This is a genomic window from Arthrobacter sp. TB 26 (assembly GCF_000427315.1).
Lineage (GTDB): Bacteria > Actinomycetota > Actinomycetes > Actinomycetales > Micrococcaceae > Arthrobacter.
Window position 1 is genome coordinate 1 of record NZ_AUPJ01000361.1, and the last position, 19,863, is coordinate 19,863.

Consider the following 19,863-nt stretch of genomic DNA (forward strand, 5'->3'; position numbering starts at 1 on the left):
CCGCCAGGGGCTTTGCCGGCCCCCTCAGGCGGGCGGACAACAGGGCCGCCAGGTACCGGGCGTCCTGGTTCGGGACAGGTCCCGCGAGCTGCAGGAACTGTGCGGACTGCTGGCGGTCCCCCAGCAGATACCGCGAATATGCCATTTGCAACCGTGCCTCCGGAATCATCGCATCCTCGGAAACCGCGGCCGCGGTCCTCAACGCTGTCTGCGCGTCGAGGCCAACGTTGGCGATGCTGGCCGCCTTGAGGAGCTGGTCCGCCGGCACTGCGGCTCCGCAGTCCAGCGCCCACCGGACCCGGTTCAGGAAGGCTTCGGGAGGCACCGACGCTCCCGGGGGCAGTGAGACAAAACTGGCACGCAATCCGGCGCTTCGACCCGCCGGAACCCAACGGCGGATGATCTCACCGATCAGGGGACTCGCCGGCCGGACGGTCCGGTCGGCGCCCCGGGACACTCTGATGATCCCGGCCCTTTCCAGGGCGTCGACAGCCTTGGGGCCACCGAATCCCAAGAGCTGGCCGAGCGGAAGCGGCCCCGCGAGGGCCACTATCGCGGCAGCTGTCCTCTCTTCCGGTGACATGGACCGCAGTTCGTGACCGATCAGATCAGCCACCGGGATATCGGACAAGCCGGGAGGCGAGATGAGGAACCAGATTCCATGGCGCAGCCCCAGGGCCCCCGTGTTCCGGGCGTGCTCAATCAGGGACAGCAGCATAAACGGGTTGCCGGCGGAGGCATCTGCGAACACCGCACTCGCCCAGGGCGAGACGTCGGCGCGGAGCACCTGCTCGCAGAGCTGATGCACCTCGGCCCGGGTGAGCGGTTCCAGGTCGAATTTGGCCAGGATCCCGTCATCCCAAAGCGCCAGGAATTCCTCCGGGATCAGCAAACCCGGCCGACAGGTCGCCAGGACGCTGGCCGCACCGGTGGCGACGGCTTGCGCTACAAGCTGTGTCGTCCCGCGGTCCAGGCACTGGGCGTCATCGATCACGAAGAGCGGCTTGCTGGGCTCGGACTTGATGCTGTCCGTCACGGCCTTCACGACCGCGGAAAATGAATCGAGGTCGTGGGCGGGCAGCTGGCCGAGATAGGGCGACAGCGCGCCGAACGGAACGGCAGACAAGGCCGGCGTTGCCGCGAGCCGGATCACGGCAGTGTGCGGGCGGAGTTCGCGGATGACCGCCCTGGAAATGGCCGTCTTTCCGGTGCCCGGGTTGCCGACGACGAGGGCGCCGGACATCCCGCCGTCGCGCAGGCATCGGACGATATCCTTGACGACGCCGGACCGGCCAACCAGCGTGGCGGACTCAGTTAGACTTTCCATCCGCAGCCCTCCCTGCGGCGGCGCGGCGGTTCCCGGACGTCCCGGACCGCCCGGAGGATGGGGGGCCCGGTCGGTTAGCCGAGGCGGGCGTGTTCCACTGGTCCGGAGATGACATCTTTGAGTTCCGACCTGCTCGCGACGTGGAGTTTCGCATACACCTGGTAGAGATGTCCCTCAACGGTACGGACGGAAACGTGCATCTCGTCAGCGATCTTCCGGTTGGACGTACCGGCGGCTGCCCGGACCGCCACCTCGGATTCCCGTGCTGTCAACGTCGCGCTCAAAAGTGAGAGCACGCCATTTCTTGGGTTGCCGAACCGGTCCTCCAGGGACTGCTGCGTGCGCTGGGCCATCCTGAGGGAGATGCGGTTGCCGGCGTCGTTGGCACAACTGACCGCTTTCCTGGTCACATCCCTGGCGAAAACCGCATTGCCGGCCGCATCGGCGTCCTTGGACGTTGCCAGCAGTTCCTCGCTGTCGGCGTCCTTCAGCCCTTCCGCAAGCCGGGAGCACAGGCCGGCGAACTGCCCGGTGACCTGGCCCGCGAGATCGCTGAGCTTCTGGCTTGCCTGACGGTCACCCAGCCGGGCCACCGCTGAGAGGAACTGGAGGCCGGTAGCAAGCGCCGAGGCCTCGGTGTCCATGTCGGCCTCCAGCTTCAGTGCGCGCAGGGCCTCGGTCTTTTGGCCGATTTCCGCCTTGGCAGAGAGTTCAAAGTACCGTGTGATGCGGTTCACCAGCCACGGTGCCCGGGGCTGCAGCTCCTCGATTTCCACCAGCAGGGCACCCGCTTTTTCCTCATCGCCCTGGAGCGCGAATGCATAGGCACAGGCTGCGGTTGCGAGTCCGGCAACTGCATCCGGATCGTTCACCCTGAGCTGCCAAACCCCGGACTCCAGGCGTTGAAGTGCCCTTGTGAGGTGGCCACGGTGGAGGTCGACGATTCCTTGTCCGATCTCGAACATCCCGCCAAGCCTGGCCTGCTCGTCCCACGACTCCGAGGTGCCCGCGAGGAAGTCTGCTGCTTCCCGGTACTTGGCCGACAGGAGCAGAAGCAGCAGGAACCGACCCCGGATTTCCCGGATCGAACCGTCGGACAGGTCAAGCGTGCCGGCGGCCAGAATGACTTGCCTCCCGAGCCCGACCGCACCCAGGATATCGCCGGTGACCGCCTTCGCCTCACTCACAAGGCTCGCGGCCATGACCTTTGCTTCGCTGCCCAGATCCGTGGCATCCACATTCTGGAAAATTTGCAGGACATCACCGTACCGGCCTTCGAAGGCGGCCAGCTGCGCATAAGCCAGGCGGACACGCTCACCAACCATCTTCAGCTCAGCCCCGGGGTTCCCAGACGCCGTCAGCCGCAGTTCAATCTCCTGCAGCCGGGCCAGTGCGCTTGCCGCCGCGGCCGGGCTGCGCCTGTCCAGCTCGGCCCACAGCAGTTGAAGCGAGGCCCACTCATCCAGGGCAAGTCCATCGCCGGCGCGCAGTTCAACATCAGCCAGGACACGGCGGGCTGCTTCGTCATTGTGCAAGGACATATGCGCCCTGGCAGATTCGACGGCCACTTCGGCGAGCTTCTCCTTGCCCGCGATTTCCCGGGTGAATCTGAGGGCGGAGTGCGGATCGGATGCTTTGTTCGCGAGGCGGGCCGCGGCCAGGGCCAGCCCCGGCTCCACGTCTTCCCCGCAGTCCAAAGCCCACGCCACTGCGGTGGATCCCGTGAACTCGTCGAGGTCCTGGTCCTGGAGAACAGCACCCAACCGGCGGCGAAGCTCCGCACTGCGGCCGGGCGGAACCACACTGGCAACGATTCCGGCCGTGACCGGGTTGGCGATGCTCACCATGGGCGGATGGTCATGGCTGACGTGGATCAGCCCGCGCTCCTGGAGCGTATCGATGTCCTGCGCCTTGGACACGCTCATGAGGGTCTGCAACGGCAGCGCTCCGGCGAGCGACAAAAGCTCAAACACATCGCGCTGGCCAGGGCTGAGCCGGTTCAGGCGGGCCTTAAGAACATCCCTGATCTCGCCGGCCAAAGCCACCGGTTTCTCCCCCAAAACCCAGGAATCCTCGTGGCGGACAATCGTGCCGAGCTTGATTTGTTCCCGGGCCAGGGAGTGCAGAAAGAGCGGATTGCCGCCGCTGGCGTTCCAGAGGGCACGTGCCGCTGTGTGGGAAAAGTGTCCGCCGTATTCATGGGCAAGACTGTCCGCCGTCTCGCTGAAATCGAAGGGCCCAAGATCCACCCTGCGCAGCAGGTCGTCCTTCCAGAGCCCCATGATGTCGCTCCCCAGATTAGGCAGGTCAACGCACGCTGCGAGCAACTGGACGTGTCCACCGGCGCAGAGCTGGGCAACCATCATGGTGGAGAGCTCATCGAGGTCATGCGCATTATCGACAAAGAGGACAACGCTGCGGCCCTGGGCTCGGTTATGAAGCAATTGGGTCAAGCCACGCAGCACCATCAGTGGGTGCTCAAGGTGGGATGCATCAAGTTCGTTGAGCAGTACGCTGAGGGCCCCATACGGGAGTTTGGAGGAAATGGAACTGCCCCGGACCTGAACCACCAAGTAGTCTTCGCCGAGCTTCTCGAGGGCCCGCTGGGCAATAAAGGACTTTCCTGCGCCGTGTTCCCCAACAATCACGGCCCCGCAGCCCGATCCCGATGTGAGGGCCGCGACCACCTCCGCAACGGTCTTGTGGCGCGTGTAGTGCTTCTCGGGCCGCCCCTTCCCCGGACGTTGGGCGGCTGACATCACATCTGTTCTGCCGCTGCCCGCAGGCAGGCCGGCTTCTTGCTGATACATGAGAGAGACCTTCGCAATCAAAGTTATGACTACCGATAGGTCCAACTTATTGACCGGGGGAAATTTCGGGATGCGTATGTGCTACTCGATTACCGGCGTAGGGGCCAGCCCTGGGCTACGTAGTTGTACTCAGAATCTTCCGGCCGTTCCGGGCCTCAAACCAAGTAGTTCGAATCGACGCGCCAGCCCGCCGGCACGGCGCCCCTTCACACGGGTGTGTCGGTGCGGCGCCAGGCCCGCGGAGGGGCGGCCGTGCCACCGTCTGGGGCTGCCGCCTGCCACCGCAGGGTTCCCACAGTGGGGACGCGATGCATGCTGGGGGCCTCACAGTTCTGGCACGGCCGCCCGGCTATCGGGCGGCNGAGCCAGGACTGGGGCCAAGGAAAACTTAGGGAGCCGACGGCGGCTGGGGGGAGGAACCTCGGTCTCAGAAGGTTCCGACGCCGTCGGCTCCGTCAAAGGGGTTCACGCACTCGGCGGGAACCATTCGGGAGACCGTTTCGAAGATAATTCAATGTCTGTTGCACCAGAGCGGACCATCGTTCCCCACGCCGGCGACCCTGGCAGCGTCTTCGGATTGCCTGGACCGCTTCCGCGTTGATGGCTCCACGTCCAAAGTCCTTTGCTCGGAGTCCCTGATTCAGTCTCCTGGTTCAAAGTCCTTATTCAAAGTCCTTTGTTCCTGGTGCTGACTACAATCTAGCGAACCCGACGGCCACCGCACACCGGTAGTCCGTACTCGAATTCGTGACGGGTTCCGACGAAACCTGGATCGAGGGTACTTGCCACGGCAGCCGCCTTCCGACAGTTGTGCGGTCCGGCTACGCGGTCCCCATACCCGGGCAGCGTGGTGCCTACTTGCCGACCCCCCGGAGTTACGCACGCCCGAAGGGGAAAAGGCAGTGTTGCCTTCGCAGGTGTGGACACGAGGGACCGGAGGACCGGAAAACCGGCTGCCCGTGGAACGCCCGGGCGGAGGCTAGGAGGAGACTCCCGGCAACTGATCGCGGCCCTTGACGTTCAGCTTGGCGTAGCTGCGGTAAAGGTGGCCTTCGACGGTCCGGATGGAAACCTGCAGCTCCGCGGCAATCTGGCGGTCGCTGAGGCCGCGGACCGCCAGCGCCACGATGTCGCGCTCGCGCCGGGTCAGCAGGCCGAGGACATCAGATTCAGCTTCCTGTTCCTGGCCGGCGAGGCTGTCTGCCCGGTCCAGGCACCGCTTCCGCTGGGACAGCGCCATGCGCTCGCGCAGGGTGTCACCGGCCGCCCGGTACCCGTTCGCAGCGGCATCATAGGCAAGTGCCGCGAAGCCCCACAGCTCGGCATCTTCGCAGCTCTTGCCTGCTTCCAGATGGTCGGTGGCGAGGTCCGTCCTGATCGCCGCCGCATAGTGACAAATAGCTGCCGGCCTGGGCCCTTCCAGCCCGGGCTGCAGTTCGAGGAGCCGGACAGCCGCGTTGCGGTCTCCCAAAGCCAGACAGAAGGTAAGCGAATCAAATTCCAGGCCCGCGGTGGAACCGTCCCCGTTGGGCCGGCCCAGCGCGCGGAGTTCGTCGACGGCCGCCGGGTAATTGCCGAGGCGCGCTTTTCCGTACGTGACTGCCATCTGCGAGAGGACGCGCAGGTAGCGTGAGACCGCCCGGGGCGCGGCTTCGTAGTCGGCGAGGAACGCCGTGGCCTTGTCTTTGGCACCGACTTCGGCGGCGGCGGCGAACCCCATCGAGCAGACCAGGGCGAAGAGCTGCTGGGGATCCGCGAGCCGCAGTGACTCCAGGGCCGCGCTGAGGGTGTTCAGGGACTGGGCGGCCTTGCCCTGGTACAGCAGGATGATGCCGTGCGCGGCGTGGACTCCCCCGCCGAACGAGATGAGGTTGGGCCCTTGCCCGGCGCCGACTCCGGCAAGGAGCTTTTCGGCGGCTTCCCAGTCGCCCCCGTGGATCACGGCAGCCGCTGCCCGCGCCACGAGGAATTCCGCCAGGAAATACAGTTCGTCGGGTCCTGAGCCCGCGGTTTCCAGGGCCTCGGAGACAGCGGCGAAGGACTGGACTGCCTTACCCTGCACCAGGAGCCGCTCCGACGTCAGTGCCAGCCTGAACGCTGCTTCAAGGGTATTGGCCGGGGGGACGGCCTCGCCGTCGGCTTCCGTGCCGGCACCCTCCGGGTACTCCCCTGCCAGGGCGTACACCATGGCATGCATGGTGTCATATCGCTCCCTGGTGGCCTTGAGGATGCCATCGGCGTCTTCCGGGTTTTCCCTGCCCAGCCGCTCCCCTGCTTCCAGGAGGGCCCCGGCGCGGTCCATGATGTCCGCTGGCGTGTGGCCGAGAGCGGCCTGGACCGCAGCCCACATCAGGGTTCCCGTCAGGAGCACTGCCACGCTGAGTCCCTTGGCGAAGTCGCGCTCCAGGATGTCCCGGGCGGCCGCATAGTCCGAGGTGTTGAAGTAGGTCCGCGCTGTCACGGCCCGCGCTGCCACCTGCAGTTCAGGGTCCTTGACCAGTGCGGAGGCCTTGCGGGCCAGCTCGTCCTCATACAGCCGGCTAGCCAGGACGGCTGCCCGCAGCAGCTGTCGGTCCTCGATCTCCGCTCCGCATTCCATTGACCAGCTCACCTGACGCAGGAGGCCTTCTGCCGACGTCGGCTCGCTGTCCAGGCGCCGCAGGAGGCTCTGCCGGAGCTGGAGGCTGCGGGCCGGGGAGATCAGGTTGCGCAGCGTGTCGCCGTAGATGGAGTGCCACAGCCGCAATTGGGGGTGTGGCGCAGGCGTGACGCGGATCATCTCGTGTTCGATGAGTGCCGCCACCGGATCCTCGCCCACCGTGGACTCAATGGCGTCGCGGGACACCGGCTCCGACAGGGCGATCAGGTTCAGGGCCTGGCGTTCTGCCGGTGAGCGCCGGAGCAGCTGCCGCCGCACGACGTCCGTCAAGCGGTCCCCGTGGCTGTTAAGCGGGCGCGCGAGCAGCCAGACCCCGTTGCGTTGCAGCAACGTTCCGTCGCTCTTCGCGTCCTCGATGAGACCGTTGAGCAGCAGCGGATTGCCTTCGGAAGCCTCCCAGAGGATTTCGGCGACGCTCGGCAGGACCTGCGGCCCCAGCGCGCCTTCGAGTATCGCGTTTGTCTGATGCTGACTCAGGGGCCGGAGGTCGAGGCGTTCGGCGATTCCCTCAAACCACAGCTGCAGCAGCGGTTCCGGCAAGCCAGGCCGGGTGGCCGAGGCCACGAGCAGTTTCGCCCAGCCGGCGGCGGCGAGTTCCACCAGGATCCCGGCGGTCGACTCGTCAAGGTCATGGGCGTCGTCCACGATCAGCAGCAGTGGCTTCTGGGAGGCGCTGCGCTCGTCTTCGAGTCTCGCCCAGAAAGTCCTGAGCACGGCCAGCTGCGAAGTGGCTTCCTGCACGGGCAGCCCGACAATAAAGGGACCCAGCACGCCGTACGGCACATTCGACAGCGACGGGCTGCCGTGGATGCGGACCGGCGTCACGGCTGTCTGCAGTTCGGCCACCACGGCTTCGAGGAGGGTGGATTTGCCGATCCCGCTGTCACCGAGCAGGAGGACGGCGACGTGGTTGCTCCCCTGGATGGCTTCCACCGCCGAACGCAGGTCCTCGTTTCGCCCGGTCAGGACCGTGGATGCCTCCGCAGCGTCGGGGGCGGTTGCGCGCTTCCTAGATGAGTCCAAGCAGATCACTTCGCGAAGAAACTCCCAGCTTGGTGAACACCTGGTAGAGGTGTCCTTCCACTGTTCTGACAGAAATGCCGATGGCCAGCGCAATGTCCTTGTTGGAGACGCCGTTGCCGGCGAGGGTGGCAATCTGCCGCTCCCTGTCCGTGAGCAGTGGCCCCTTATTCCTGGGCATGATCGGCAGGGCCGGCAATGAGACCGCGAGGCTTTCAAGGATGGCGTGTGCGGCGCTGGCCTTGCCGCTGAGCCCAGCAGCCTTCGCGAAGTCGAAGGCGAGGGCAGCGCATCTGGCCTGGACGGCGTCGAGTTCCATGGCCGCGGCCTGGCCGGCGGCCTCCAGCATGATGGCGGCGTCCTTCTTGCGGCTGCCCACGGCGATGGTCCGGGACAGCTCCGCGAGAGCCCCCTGCCGAAACGCCGCGATCTCCTCCAGGAACTCGAAATCCTTGGTGGTGCCGTTGACCGTTGCACCGAGCATGGAGATCCCGGCCAGGGTATACCGCCCGGCCCGGTAGTGTTCCTCGGCCGCGCGCACCAGCCGGTCCTTCGCCTCCGGATCGCCCAGCCAGCGCGAGGCCATGTCCATGCAGAAGTCTGCAGAACTTCGAATCGCGAAGCGTGCGGGGCCATCCGCTGACCGTGCCCGGTCCAAGTAGACGGAAGCCTGCACGGAGTTCCCGGTCTGGGCGTAGGCGAAGGCAGTGGCTGCGTAGGCCTGGCGCAACGAGTGCAGGCTCGCCCGGACTTCCAGCTGCGCGACGGCGGCAAGGAGCGGGTCGAGGGCCATGTAGCCGCGACCCGCGTATACATAGGCGAGTCCGACGGCAAGATCAGTGGGCGCGCTGCCTGAGTGCAGTCCGTGGCCGGCCCGGCCGCTCGCGTCCTTGAGCATGTCGATGCTCTGGCGCCATTGTCCGGACAACAGCAGCACGTTGAAGGATCGCCAGGCAAAGTTTTCCCGGATCCGCGGAACGTTGGACCATTCCCCCAGCTGGCCGCCGATCTCGCGCATCAGCTTGCGGGCCTCGACTTCCTTGCCCGTCATGCACAGGGCTTCCATCAGGATGATTCCGGACCTGAGCCGGTGCACCGGGTTGATGTCGTCCACTTCCGCTGACGCCGCTGCGCTGAGCCGGTCCATCATTGGCTCATAGTCACCGACAAAGGAAAGGAAGTTGAATTCGCAGAGGTCCAGGCACAGTCGGGCGCGGGTCAGCTCCTGCGGTGATGCTTCCGGCTGGCCGGCGCTGGCTTCCTCGAGCCGCAGCCGGGCCTGCCGGATCAGCTCGGGGACCTGGCCCGTCCGGTCCTTGAGCCAGGACATACAGTCCACTTTCGCGGCCATCAGTTCCGCGTACGCTTCGGCACCGAGGGTGCCAAGCTGGGCCTCAGAGACATCATCCAGGGCGGCCATGGCCTGCAGGGGCAGCCCCAGCTGAAGGTAGGCGGCGGACTTCTGCAGCTGCCCCTCGGTCCATTCCGGATCCTCCGGGCTCAGGCTGCCGGCGCATTTGAGCGCGAACTTCGGGTCAAAGAGTTTGACGGCGGCGCCGGCGGCCGCCACGGCGTGGGCGGGTGCCAGGGGCGCGTCGCAGTCGTGGGTCCATGCCGCATAGGCCAGCAGGTCCTCCACGGTCAGCTCGTTCAGCTCATCCTGCTGGTGTCCGGGCACCTTGTCCCGCAGCTCCAGCCTGCGCTCCACGCTGAGCCAGTTGCGGACGATGTCGCCCAGATAGCGGTCACCGAGCGACACGAGGTGGCGGTCCGTCCGGTCGACGACGATCTGGCCCGCGTCCTCCATGTCCGCTATGACGCCTGGGCTGTACATCCGTGCGAGCCGGGCCAAAGGCAGGGTCCGGGCACAGGACAGCACCTCGATGAGTTCCCGTGCCACCGGTGTTTCGCGGGCGTACCGGGCCCGGACGATGTCTTCCAGCGCGGTGCGGCCGTCAAGGACCACCTCGTCCACCAGGGTCCAGACGGAGCCGGAGAGCACGAGGTTGCCGCGTTCGATCTGTTCCGAGACCACGGCCTGCAGCAGGGTCGGGCTGCCGCCGACAAGGTGGTGGAGCTGGCTCGCCAGTGCGCTGGATACCCTATGGCCGAGGGCTGCCTTGAGCACCTCGAGGGTTTCGACCTCCGTGAGGTTGGCGAGCCGGACCTCGGCCAGCTGCCCGGAGGTGATAAGCCAGTAGAAGTCCGGCGGAAGGTCCGTGGTCCGCTGTGCCGTGGCGACGAGCCGCGCGGTCCGGGTCTGCACGAGGTTGAGCAGGACCCCGGTGCTCAGTTCGTCCAGGGCGCCGGCGTTGTCCAGCAGAATCACGCACTTGCGTCCGGCGGCGTCGTCGCGGATCAGGGAGGTGATGCCATGCAGGATGGCCGTCGGCGAGCCAAGGGAGCTTTGCGGCAGGCGGGCGAGCGTAAAGGCCAGGCATCCGTAGGGGGTGGCCGAGCCCGGTCCGGAGCTGCGCAGCTGGAGGGTGTAGACGTCAGGCCCGAAACCCGCGATCACTGTGCGTCCCACCTGGGTCTTGCCCACCCCGCGGTCGCCGGTGATGACCACGCCCATGCGGTCTTCGGCGAGCAGGGCGCTGCGAACCCGGTCGGCGTCGGCATTTCGCGCAAGACCAGCCCACCTGTGCCGGTCCAGCGGACCGGTTACAGGTTCTTCTTCGGCGGGTGCCAATGTAGTGGAAACATTCCCCCAGCCCAGCGATTCCCTCGACATCTAGTTTCCTTCGTACCGCTTTGCGGACAGCAAACCTGAGACCGTCCGCTTAGAAGTAGCGTATCCCTATCCCCCGACATGAGAGTAGAGCGATCATATAGGCATTTCTGGAAGCTTGGAAGGAATTCGGGGTCGGCGACGGCGCGTTACCCCTTGGGCCGCGGCTGCCGTGCCGGGGCTGGTCCGGCTAGGGGGTCTTCGCCGGGTGGAACTGTTGCTGGGCCGTGAGCAGGCCGTCACGGACCAGGGCTTCCACGGCGTCGGCCGCTGTATCGATCAGGAAGGGCAGTTCCTTCTTCTCCGGGCCGGAAAAGTCTTTCAGCACAAAGTCCGCGGTGTCCATCCTGCCCGGGGGGCGTCCTACGCCGACCCGGACGCGCAGGTAGTCCTTGGTGGCGAGGGCCTTTGAGATGTCCCGCAGGCCGTTGTGGCCGCCTTCGCCGCCGCCCAGCTTCAGCTTCACCGTGTTGAAGGGAATGTCGATCTCGTCGTGCACTGCGATGACGTGGCCGGGATCGATGTCATAGAACTTGGCCAGCGCCGCGACCGGCCCACCGGAGACGTTCATGTAGCTCAGCGGCTTGGCCAGCACCACGCGGGGNGGGGGCCGCCGATGCCGAGGCGGCCTTCCAGGACCTGGGCCCGGGACTTGTGGGACTTGAAGCCGCTCCCGATCCGGGAAGCGAGTTCGTCGAGGACCATCTGTCCGACATTGTGCCGGTTGTGGGCGTACTCCGCCCCCGGGTTTCCAAGGCCTGCGATCAACCAGGTGTCAGTCATGGGTCAGTCCTTCGGTATGGTCTTCGGCAAGGCGGGCCGGTTCCGGGCAGCGGGGCTGGCGTTGCCCGGCGGAGACGACGGCGGCCGGGCCCCAAGGGGACCCGGCCACCGGAGGAATCGTGGGTGCTACTCGGCTGCGACCGAGGAGCCTTCAGTGGTGTCGGCCGATGCCTCTTCCTCGGAGACCTCGGTGGCCTCGGAGATGTGCACGACGAGGGACTCGGCGTCGGCCAGCAGGACGGAGCCCTTCGGCAGAACGAGGTCCGAAGCGTGGATGTGCTCGCCGGCGGTGCGGCCCTCGATGCTGACCTCGATGGCAGTCGGCAGGTGGGTTGCCTCGGCCTCGAGGGAAACGACGGTCATTTCCTGGTTGTACACGTTGCCCGGAGCCAGTTCGCCGGTGAGGTGCACGGGAACGTCGACGGTGACCTTTTCGCCGGTGCGGACGGTCAGGAGGTCGAGGTGCTCGATGATCTGCTTGATCGGGTCGCGCTGGATGTCCTTGACGAGGGCCAGGTGCTGTTCGCCGTTGATGTCCAGGGTCAGCAGGGCGTTGGCCTTGCGGACTGCCAGGGTGGTGGCCTTCGCCGGCAGGGTAATGTGGATCGGCTCGGCGCCGTGGCCGTAAATGACGGCAGGAATCAGGTTGGCCATGCGGGCGCGGCGGGCGAAGCCCTTGCCGAATTCGGTGCGTACTTCTGCTGCGAGCTTCTGCTCAGCCATGGGTATCTCCTGTGTGGACTAGCGGTGGTCAGCAAGGGCGGAGGTCTGTTTGCGACCTTCAACGCCGGGTGGCCGTGAGGCCGCCCTTCCGAAGGGAGATTCAGACCCAGTCGATAACGGAGACCAGCAGTCCGGTAACCGATTAATTTCCGCTTCAACACGGATAGTTCGGAATACCGGCGCTCTCCCTCGCCAAGGTTTCGGTATAAGGCTACCAGTGCGGGGCCGCAATCATGAAAACGGCCCCGTACTGGCGGACAGCTGAGCGGGCTCAACTGCCGGGTTAATCGGTTTAGGCGTTGCCGTCAAACAGGCTGGTGACGGAGCCGTCGTCGAACACTTCGCGGATGGCGCGGGCGATCAGCGGAGCGATGGACAGCACGGTGAGCTGCGGGAAGCGCTTGCTGGCGTCGATCGGCAGGGTATTGGTGACGACAACCTCGCGGGCGCCGGACTCGGACAGCCGCTGGGCCGCAGGGTCGGAGAAGACGGCGTGCGTTGCCGCGATGATGACATCCTTGGCGCCGGCGTTCTTGAGCACCTGGACCGCGCCGGAAATGGTTCCCCCGGTGTCGATCATGTCATCGATCAGCACGCAGGTGCGGCCCTCGATCTGGCCGACGACTGTCTTGGAGATGGCCTGGTTCGGGACGGTGAGGTCGCGGCTCTTGTGCACGAAGGCCAGCGGCGCGCCGCCGAGGCGTTCGGCCCACTGTTCGGCGACCCGGACACGGCCGGTGTCCGGGGAAACCACTGTGATGTCGTCAGCGCCGACGCGGGTACGGATGTAGTCCGCCAGCAGCGGGATGGCCATGAGGTGGTCCACGGGGCCGTCGAAGAAGCCCTGGATCTGCGAGGTGTGCAGGTCCACGCTCATAATGCGGTCGGCGCCGGCGGTCTTGTAGAGATCGGCGATGAGGCGCGCGGAGATGGGCTCGCGGCCGCGGCCCTTCTTGTCCTGGCGCGCGTAGGGGTAGAACGGCGAAACGACCGTGATCCGCTTGGCGGAGGCCCGCTTGAGCGAATCGATCATGATCAGCTGTTCCATCAGCCAGTTGTTCAACGGGGCCGGGTGCGCCTGGATGACGAAGGCATCGGTGCCGCGCACGCTTTCGCCGGCCCGGACATAGATCTCGCCGTTGGCGAAGTCGTAGGCGTCCAGGGGCAGCAGCTCGGTCCCGAGTTCCTTGGCGATCTCCTTCGCCAGCTCCGGATGCGCGCGCCCAGCGGCAAGCACCAGCTTCTTCTCGCCGCGTGCCGTAATTTCGCTCATTATTGCTAGCCCTCTTCTGTAGATGCCGGAGTACTGGAGGAAGTCGTGGTGGCGCCGGCGGCCTGGGCCAGGGACGCGGAAATCGAGTCCGGGCGGTTCGCCAGGACCCAGCCCTCGGCGTTCTGCTGCTTGGCCACCGAGAGGACCAGGGCCCCGGGCGGCACGTCGCGGCGGATCACGGCGCCGGCGCCGCTGTAGGCGCCGTCGCCCACTTGGACGGGCGCGACGAAGACAGTGTTGGAGCCGGTACGGACGCCTGAGCCGATGACCGTGCGGTGCTTCTTCTCGCCGTCGTAGTTCGCAGTGATGTTGCCGCAGCCGATGTTGGTGTCCTCGCCGATCTCGGCGTCGCCGGCGTAGCCGAGGTGGGAGAGCTTGGAGCCCCGGCCAATGGTGACGTTCTTCGTCTCGTAAAAGGCGCCGATCTTGCCGGTCTCGCCCAGGACGGTGCCGGGGCGCAGGTAGGTGAACGGGCCGACGCTCGCCCGGGCGCCGATCGTTGAGCCGGAACCGTGCGTGCGGATCACCTTGGCACCCTCCCCCACCTGGACATCGGTGAGGGTCGTGTCGGGGCCGACGACGGCGTCGCGCGCTACCGTGGTGGTGCCGTGGAGCTGGATGTTGGGCAGCAGCCGGACGTCCTCGTCGAGGGTGACGGTGGCGTCGATCCAGGTGGTTGCCGGGTCGACGACGGTGACGCCGGCGCGCATCCAGGCCTCGACCGTGCGCCGGTTGAGTTCGGCACCGAGGGCCGAGAGCTGGACCCGGTCGTTGGCGCCCTCGACCTGCCAGCGGTCTTCGGTCACGACTGCGGCGACGCGGCCTCCGGCGGCGCGGGCGAGGCCCAGCACGTCGGTGAGGTATTTCTCGCCCTGGGCGTTGTCGGTGGTGACGTGGGCCAGCGAATCGCGGAGCACGGCGGCGTCGAAGGCGTAGATGCCGGAGTTGATCTCGCGGATCCCGCGTTCGGCGTCCGTGGCGTCCTTGTGCTCCCGGATCCCGGTGACAGTTCCGTCGGCAGCCCGCAGGATGCGGCCGTAGCCGGCGGCGTCGTCGAGGACGGCGGTGAGGACGGTGACGGCGTTGTGGCCGGCCTCGTGGCTGTCGACGAGTTCGGCGAGCAGCTGGCCGGTGAGCAGGGGGACGTCGCCGTAGGTGACGACGACTGTGCCGCTGAGCCGGCCGTCGGGGTGAAGCGCGTCGAGGGCCTCAAGGGCTGCCTCGACGGCCCGGCCGGTGCCGGGCACCTCGTCCTGGTCGACGATGAGGGCGGACGGGTCCACGGCGGCGATGTGGGCGGCCACGAGGTCGCGTTCATGCCGGACGACGAGGGCCAGCTCCTGCGGCCGGATGGTGCGGGCGGCGTGCAGCGCGTGGCCGACGAGGGACCGGCCGCCGATCTCGTGGAGAATTTTGGGGGTACGGGACTTCATCCGGGTACCGGCCCCTGCAGCTAGGACGATGACGGCGGCTGGGCCGGTCTTCTCGGGGCTCACGTACGGGCTCTCCTTGCTCAGCGGCTTAACTCATGCCCCTGCTTGGTGGATCTGGGTGGCCGGCGGCCGAGGCCAGCTGGTGCACCTCGGTTGCCGGATCCGCGCGGTGTGGGCGGACCAGACTCCGGTCGTGGCGCCAGATTCATCCTACTGGACTCACACCGGGCCGCGCCCGGCGGCGCCGTTTCCCGGCCCCGCGATGCGCAACAGTTCCGCCCATAGGACTCGAACCTATACTCCACGGCTCCAAAGGCCGGGGTGCTGCCATTACACCAGGGCGGACCATGCCCAGGCGTTGAGCCTGTGGCACGAGAGTCAATTCTGCCATACTGCATTGCCCTCAAGTGTTGGCGCCGTGTCTGCGGCCCGGCCGCAGCCCTCCTGGTGGACGTTCTGGGGCATGATGGAGCTGTGAGCAACAGCGCAGGGGTATCCGGAGGGGCGGAGGGCCGCAGCGGCCGGCCCGTGAGGCCTGCCGGCTACGTACCCCGGATCCGGATGACGGGGCCCCAGCGCCGCAGCCAGCTCATCGGTATCGGCCGGGGACTCTTCGCGCTCCGCGGACTGGACGGGACCACCATCGAGGAGATCGCCGTTGCCGCAGGCGTGTCTAAACCGGTGATCTACGAGCACTTCGGTTCCAAGGAGGGCCTGTACACGCAGGTCGTTGGGTTCGAGTTCCGGATCCTGCTGGGCTCCATCAACGACGCACTGTCCGAGGAAGCCAAGCCGCGCGTACTGGTCGAGCGGGCCGCCCTGGCGCTGCTGAGCTACATCGAGGACCGCACCGACGGCTTCCGGATCCTTATGCGCGATGCTCCGCCGACCCAGCCCGAAGGGGCATTTTCCACCCTGCTCTCCCACGTCACGGCCCGTGTGGAGTACATCCTGGCCGACGAGTTCGCGCGCCGCGGCTTCACCTCGGCCGACGGCGCCATGTACGCGCAGATGCTGGTCGGCATGGTCGCAATGACCGGCCAGTGGTGGCAGGACAGCCGGACCCCGGACAAGCGCGAGGTCGCCGCCCACCTGGTCAACCTTGCCTGGAACGGCCTCACCGGCCTCCAAAAAGACCCCGAGCTCCGCAGCGACGACTAGCCGGGCTTCGCACGCCGGGGCACCGGGACGGGTCCTGGTGCACTGAGCCCTGCGCGGGACATGCCCTCCCCTGGCCTCCAAGAATGGACATAATGCCAATATGCCCATCCCTGGCCGGCACCAAGGGGCATGTCCTGAAAGTTTTGAGTGGCCCGAGGGACATGTCCAGCCGGGGCCAGGACCCAGGGACATGACGAACCCCTGCCGGCGACGAAGGAACCGAAGTAACCGAGCGCCCCACGGGACATGCCCTCCCCTGGCCTCAAAGAGTGGACATAATGCCAACATGCCCATCCCTGGCCGGCACCAAGGGGCATGTCCTGAGAGTTTTGAGTGGCCCGGGGGACATGTCCAGCCGGGGCCAGGACCCAGGGACATGACGAACCCCTGCCGGCGACGAAGGAACCGAAGTAACCGAGCGCCCCACGGGACATGCCCTCCCCTGGCCTCAAAGAGTGGACATAATGCCAACATGCCCATCCCTGGCCGGCACCAAGGGGCATGTCCTGCGGGTATTCAGAGGCGCGGAGGGACATGTCCATCCCTGCCGCAACACACTGGGCATGTCCCGCGGCGAGAAGCCCGGAAGCCTACTCCCCCAGGACCTCGAGGGCTCCCAGCCATTCGAGTTCGAGGGCTTCGCGTTCGACCGCGAGGTCCTTGAGTTTTTTGTTGAGTCCGGCGAGTTCGCCGACGGCGGAGGGGTCGGCGGCCGCTGCGGTCATCTGGGCATGGATCTTGTCTTCCTGCTGCTTGAGCTTGCCCAGCTGGCGGTCGATCCGGTTCTTGGCCTTGCGGGCGTCCCGCTTTTCGGCCTCCGACGAACCGGCTGCCGCGGGTGCCGAGGCGCCGCTGGCGGCGGTGACCGGGTTGCCGCCGCCGGTGATGGTGGAGCCTGCCAGCGCCGCCTCCCGCAGTTCCAGGTACTGGTCAACGCCGCGCGGCAGGGCGCGGATCTTGCCGTCGCCGAGGAGTGCCATCTGGTGGTCCGTGACGCGTTCCAGCAGGTAGCGGTCGTGGCTGACGACGACGAGTGTGCCCGGCCAGCCGTCCAGCACGTCTTCGACGGCGGCCAGGGTGTCGGTGTCGAGGTCGTTGGTGGGCTCATCGAGCATCAGCACGTTGGGCTCCCCCACGAGCAGGCGCAGGAGCTGGAGGCGCCGGCGTTCGCCACCGGAGAGGTCCTTGACCGGGGTCCACTGCTTCTCGTTGGTGAAGCCAAGCTGCTCCACGAGCTGGCCGGCGGTGAATTCCTTGCCGCCGACGTTGAACGAGCGCTTCTCCCGCTCAATCACTTCGATGACGCGCAAATCCGAAACGTCGTCGAGCTCCTTGACCTCCTGGGTCAGGACCGCGGTGACCACCGTCTTGCCGCGCTTTACCTTGCCGGACGTGGGCTGGATCTCGCCGTTGAGGAGCTTCAGCAGGGTGGTCTTGCCGGCGCCGTTGACGCCCACCAGGCCCAGCCGTTCACCGGGGGCGAGCCGCAGGGTGATGTTGTCGAAGAGCTTCTGCCCGGGTTCGCCGCCCAGGAAGTCGAGGGAGACGTTCTCGAGGTCCAGGACGTCCTTGCCGAGCCGGGCGGTGGCCATCTTGCTCAGCGCCGTCGAGTCGCGCGGTTCGGGAACGTCGGCAATCAGGGCGTTGGCCGCCTCGATCCGGAATTTGGGCTTGGCGGTCCGAGCCGGGGCGCCGCGGCGGAGCCAGGCGAGCTCCTTCTTCACCAGCATCTGGCGCTTGCTTTCCACCACGGAAGCGGAGCGGTCACGTTCGGCGCGGGCCAGCACATAGGCCGCGTAACCGCCGTCGAAGGGGTCCATGATGCCGTCGTGGATTTCCCAGGTCTTGGTGCAGACCTCATCGAGGAACCAGCGGTCGTGGGTGACGACAAGGAAAGCGCCCTGGTTGGCCCGCCAGCGGGTCTTCAGGTGCCGGGACAGCCACGCAACGCCTTCGACGTCGAGGTGGTTGGTGGGCTCGTCGAGCATGATGACGTCATGGTCCTCGATGAGCAGCTTGGCCAGCGCCACCCGGCGCTTCTGCCCGCCCGAGAGGGCATGGACGTTGGCGTGCCAGTCGACGTCGGACACGAGTCCGCCCATGACTTCGCGGATCTGCGGGTTGCGGGCCCATTCGTAGTCGGCCTGGTCGCCGACGATCGCGGCACCGACGGTGAGGTCGCCGTCGAGCACGTCGCTCTGGTCCAGGTAGCCGATGTTGACCTCGCTGCGTTTGGTGACGCGGCCGGAGTCCGGGGTCGCCCGCATGGCCAGCAGGCGCATCAGCGTCGACTTGCCGTCACCGTTGCGGCCCACCATGCCGATCCGGTCGCCCTCTTCAAGGCCGAGGGTAATGCCATCGAGGACGGTACGGGTTGCATACGATACCGTGAGGTTCTCGCCGCCGAGCAGGTGTGCCACTGGGAACTGCTTTCCTAGAGAAGAATATTATCGAGCAAATATGGTCAGGCTGGATCGACCCAAGCCCGGTACGTCGTGCGGGGGACGACGACAATCCTATTAAAGGAGCGTATCGGAGATGATGCGTGCCCCGTGAACCGGTCCGTGCACCGCCAGGGCGTCGAGGCCGTGGTGCCGCAGGTCGTTGGCCAGTCCCTCAGCCGCCGCCGGGCTGTGCGACAGCAGCGCGACCGTGGGGCCGGAGCCGGAGACAATTCCGGCGATCGCCCCCAGGGATTCACCGAGTCCCAGGGTGTCCCGGAGGCTGGGCGCCAGCTCAATCGAGGCGCGCTGGAGATCGTTGACCAGCACCCGGCTCAGGGCATCGGCATCGCCGGCCCGCAGGGCCTGGAGGATCATCGGGTCCACCGCGGTGGGTTCCTCGATGACCGCCCCCTCAGCCGAGCGCAGCCGGTCCAGGGTCCGGTACACCTCCGGGGTGGGCAGGCCGAAGTCCGCGGCCACGAGGACCCAGTCGGTCTGCGCCTTGACCAGCGCAGGCGAGAGTTCATCGCCCAGGCCGAGCCCGACGGCGGTTCCGCCGAGCAGGGAGAACGGCACGTCGGCGCCGAGTTCGGCGGCCAGATGGGCCAGCTCGTCGCGGGACAGCCCGCTGTTCCACAGCGCGTCACAGGCCAGCAGGGTGGCCGCCGCGTCCGCCGAGCCGCCCCCCATGCCTCCGGCCACGGGAACCCGTTTCGTGATTTCGAGGTGGACGCCGGTGGAGTGCTCCGAGACGTCGGCCATGATGGCCGCGGCCTTGTAGGCAAGATTGCGCTCATCGAGGGGAATGTCGACGCCGTCGAGGTCCAGGGTGCTTGCCGGGCTGATGCTGACCGTTATTTCCCCGGTGTCCGTGCTGGTGGCGGCGACTTCCTCGTAAAGGGATACCGCCAAATAGACGCTGGCCACGGAGTGGTATCCGTCCGCGCGCAGGGGCCCGACATCCAGTGAGACGTTTACTTTGCCGGGAGCCTTGACCCGGACAGTCCTCGCGGCAAAGCGCCCTCTCACTGCGTTCATGGCTCCACGCTATGGCATGGCAGGGTCAGGCACCAAGCACAGCCGCGGACCGGCCTCACGTTTCCCGGGCTGCCCCGGGGGTCATTGAGCGGGGCGCTCGTGCGCTTCCGCGATCCGGGAAAACGCCGCGATGTCGATCACTTCGCCGCGGGCGGTGGGGTCGACGCCGGCGGCACGAAGGCACCGTTCGGCCTCCGCTGCGCTGCCGGCCCATCCGGCCAGTGCGGCCCGCAGGGTCTTGCGGCGCTGGGCGAAGGCGGCGTCGATGACGGCGAATACCTGTTCCCGGGTGGCCGTGGTGACGGGTGGTTCCCGGCGGGTGAACGCCACGAGGCCGGAGTGGATCTTGGGGGCCGGCCAGAATACGTTCATGCCGATGACGCCGGCCTTGCGCATGCTGCTGTACCAGGCCGCCTTGACCGACGGAACGCCGTAGGTCTTGGACCCGGGACCGGCGGCCA

At 66.8% G+C, this 19,863-nt stretch carries 10 protein-coding genes, 1 tRNA gene and 2 pseudogenes (1 of these 13 only partly in view); 1 reads left to right on the forward strand and 12 read right to left on the reverse strand.

Annotation, left to right across the window (positions count from 1 at the left end):
- From K789_RS0113940 to K789_RS0113980, 9 genes and pseudogenes are all read right to left on the reverse strand, one after another.
- On the reverse strand, positions 1-1,327 hold a 1,327-nt coding region (locus K789_RS0113940; RefSeq protein ID WP_024367288.1), incomplete at its 3' end, for an AAA family ATPase.
- Between the two features lie 74 nt (positions 1,328-1,401).
- Positions 1,402-4,086: a LuxR C-terminal-related transcriptional regulator gene (locus K789_RS0113945; RefSeq protein ID WP_024367289.1), complete on the reverse strand. Its 2,685-nt coding sequence runs from the start codon at positions 4,084-4,086 to the stop codon at positions 1,402-1,404.
- Positions 4,087-5,116: 1,030 nt separating this feature from the next.
- Positions 5,117-7,819 carry a LuxR C-terminal-related transcriptional regulator gene (locus K789_RS0113950; RefSeq protein WP_024367290.1) on the reverse strand — a complete coding sequence of 901 codons (2,703 nt, stop codon included), beginning with the start codon at positions 7,817-7,819 and terminating at the stop codon, positions 5,117-5,119.
- Positions 7,806-10,550, reverse strand: coding sequence for a helix-turn-helix transcriptional regulator (locus tag K789_RS0113955; protein ID WP_024367291.1), 2,745 nt, complete (start codon positions 10,548-10,550; stop codon positions 7,806-7,808). The genes K789_RS0113950 and K789_RS0113955 overlap by 14 nt, the downstream gene beginning before the upstream one ends.
- A gap of 187 nt (positions 10,551-10,737) precedes the next feature.
- Positions 10,738-11,330, reverse strand: a pseudogene (pth, locus tag K789_RS23160) (aminoacyl-tRNA hydrolase).
- 126 nt (positions 11,331-11,456) lie between these two features.
- Positions 11,457-12,053 carry a 50S ribosomal protein L25/general stress protein Ctc gene (locus tag K789_RS0113965; protein ID WP_024367292.1) on the reverse strand — a complete coding sequence of 199 codons (597 nt, stop codon included), beginning with the start codon at positions 12,051-12,053 and terminating at the stop codon, positions 11,457-11,459.
- Positions 12,054-12,345: 292 nt separating this feature from the next.
- Positions 12,346-13,326, reverse strand: a complete 981-nt coding sequence (locus K789_RS0113970; protein ID WP_024367293.1) for a ribose-phosphate diphosphokinase — start codon at positions 13,324-13,326, stop codon at positions 12,346-12,348.
- Between the two features lie 5 nt (positions 13,327-13,331).
- Positions 13,332-14,822, reverse strand: coding sequence for a bifunctional UDP-N-acetylglucosamine diphosphorylase/glucosamine-1-phosphate N-acetyltransferase GlmU (gene glmU, locus K789_RS0113975; RefSeq protein ID WP_024367294.1), 1,491 nt, complete (start codon positions 14,820-14,822; stop codon positions 13,332-13,334).
- A 210-nt stretch (positions 14,823-15,032) separates the two neighbouring features.
- Positions 15,033-15,104 (reverse strand) — tRNA-Gln (locus tag K789_RS0113980).
- Positions 15,105-15,320: 216 nt separating this feature from the next.
- Here K789_RS0113980 and K789_RS0113985 point away from each other — a divergent pair.
- Complete coding sequence (locus K789_RS0113985; protein ID WP_024367295.1) at positions 15,321-15,920, forward strand: TetR/AcrR family transcriptional regulator; 600 nt, start codon at positions 15,321-15,323, stop codon at positions 15,918-15,920.
- A 590-nt stretch (positions 15,921-16,510) separates the two neighbouring features.
- Here K789_RS0113985 and K789_RS0113990 read toward each other — a convergent pair.
- The 3 genes and pseudogenes from K789_RS0113990 to rsmA form a co-directional block, all read right to left on the reverse strand.
- Entirely contained in the window at positions 16,511-18,340 is a 1,830-nt protein-coding gene (locus K789_RS0113990) for an ABC-F family ATP-binding cassette domain-containing protein (protein WP_024367296.1), read from the reverse strand.
- Between the two features lie 99 nt (positions 18,341-18,439).
- The gene (locus K789_RS0113995; protein WP_024367297.1) at positions 18,440-19,402 is read right to left on the reverse strand and encodes a 4-(cytidine 5'-diphospho)-2-C-methyl-D-erythritol kinase; all 963 of its coding nucleotides are present in this window, start codon (positions 19,400-19,402) and stop codon (positions 18,440-18,442) included.
- Between the two features lie 81 nt (positions 19,403-19,483).
- A pseudogene (gene rsmA / locus K789_RS23165) lies at positions 19,484-19,863 on the reverse strand (16S rRNA (adenine(1518)-N(6)/adenine(1519)-N(6))-dimethyltransferase RsmA) (it continues 470 nt past the right edge of the window).

Bases quoted from the DNA above. Each gene is read 5' to 3' on its own strand.
- K789_RS0113945 (WP_024367289.1), bottom strand. From the start codon at position 4,086: ATGTCAGCCGCCCAACGTCCGGGGAAGGGGCGGCCCGAGAAGCACTAC.
- K789_RS0113955 (WP_024367291.1), bottom strand. From the start codon at position 10,550: ATGTCGAGGGAATCGCTGGGCTGGGGGAATGTTTCCACTACATTGGCA.
- K789_RS0113965 (WP_024367292.1), bottom strand. From the start codon at position 12,053: ATGGCTGAGCAGAAGCTCGCAGCAGAAGTACGCACCGAATTCGGCAAG.
- K789_RS0113970 (WP_024367293.1), bottom strand. From the start codon at position 13,326: ATGAGCGAAATTACGGCACGCGGCGAGAAGAAGCTGGTGCTTGCCGCT.
- K789_RS0113985 (WP_024367295.1), top strand. From the start codon at position 15,321: ATGACGGGGCCCCAGCGCCGCAGCCAGCTCATCGGTATCGGCCGGGGA.
- K789_RS0113995 (WP_024367297.1), bottom strand. From the start codon at position 19,402: ATGAACGCAGTGAGAGGGCGCTTTGCCGCGAGGACTGTCCGGGTCAAG.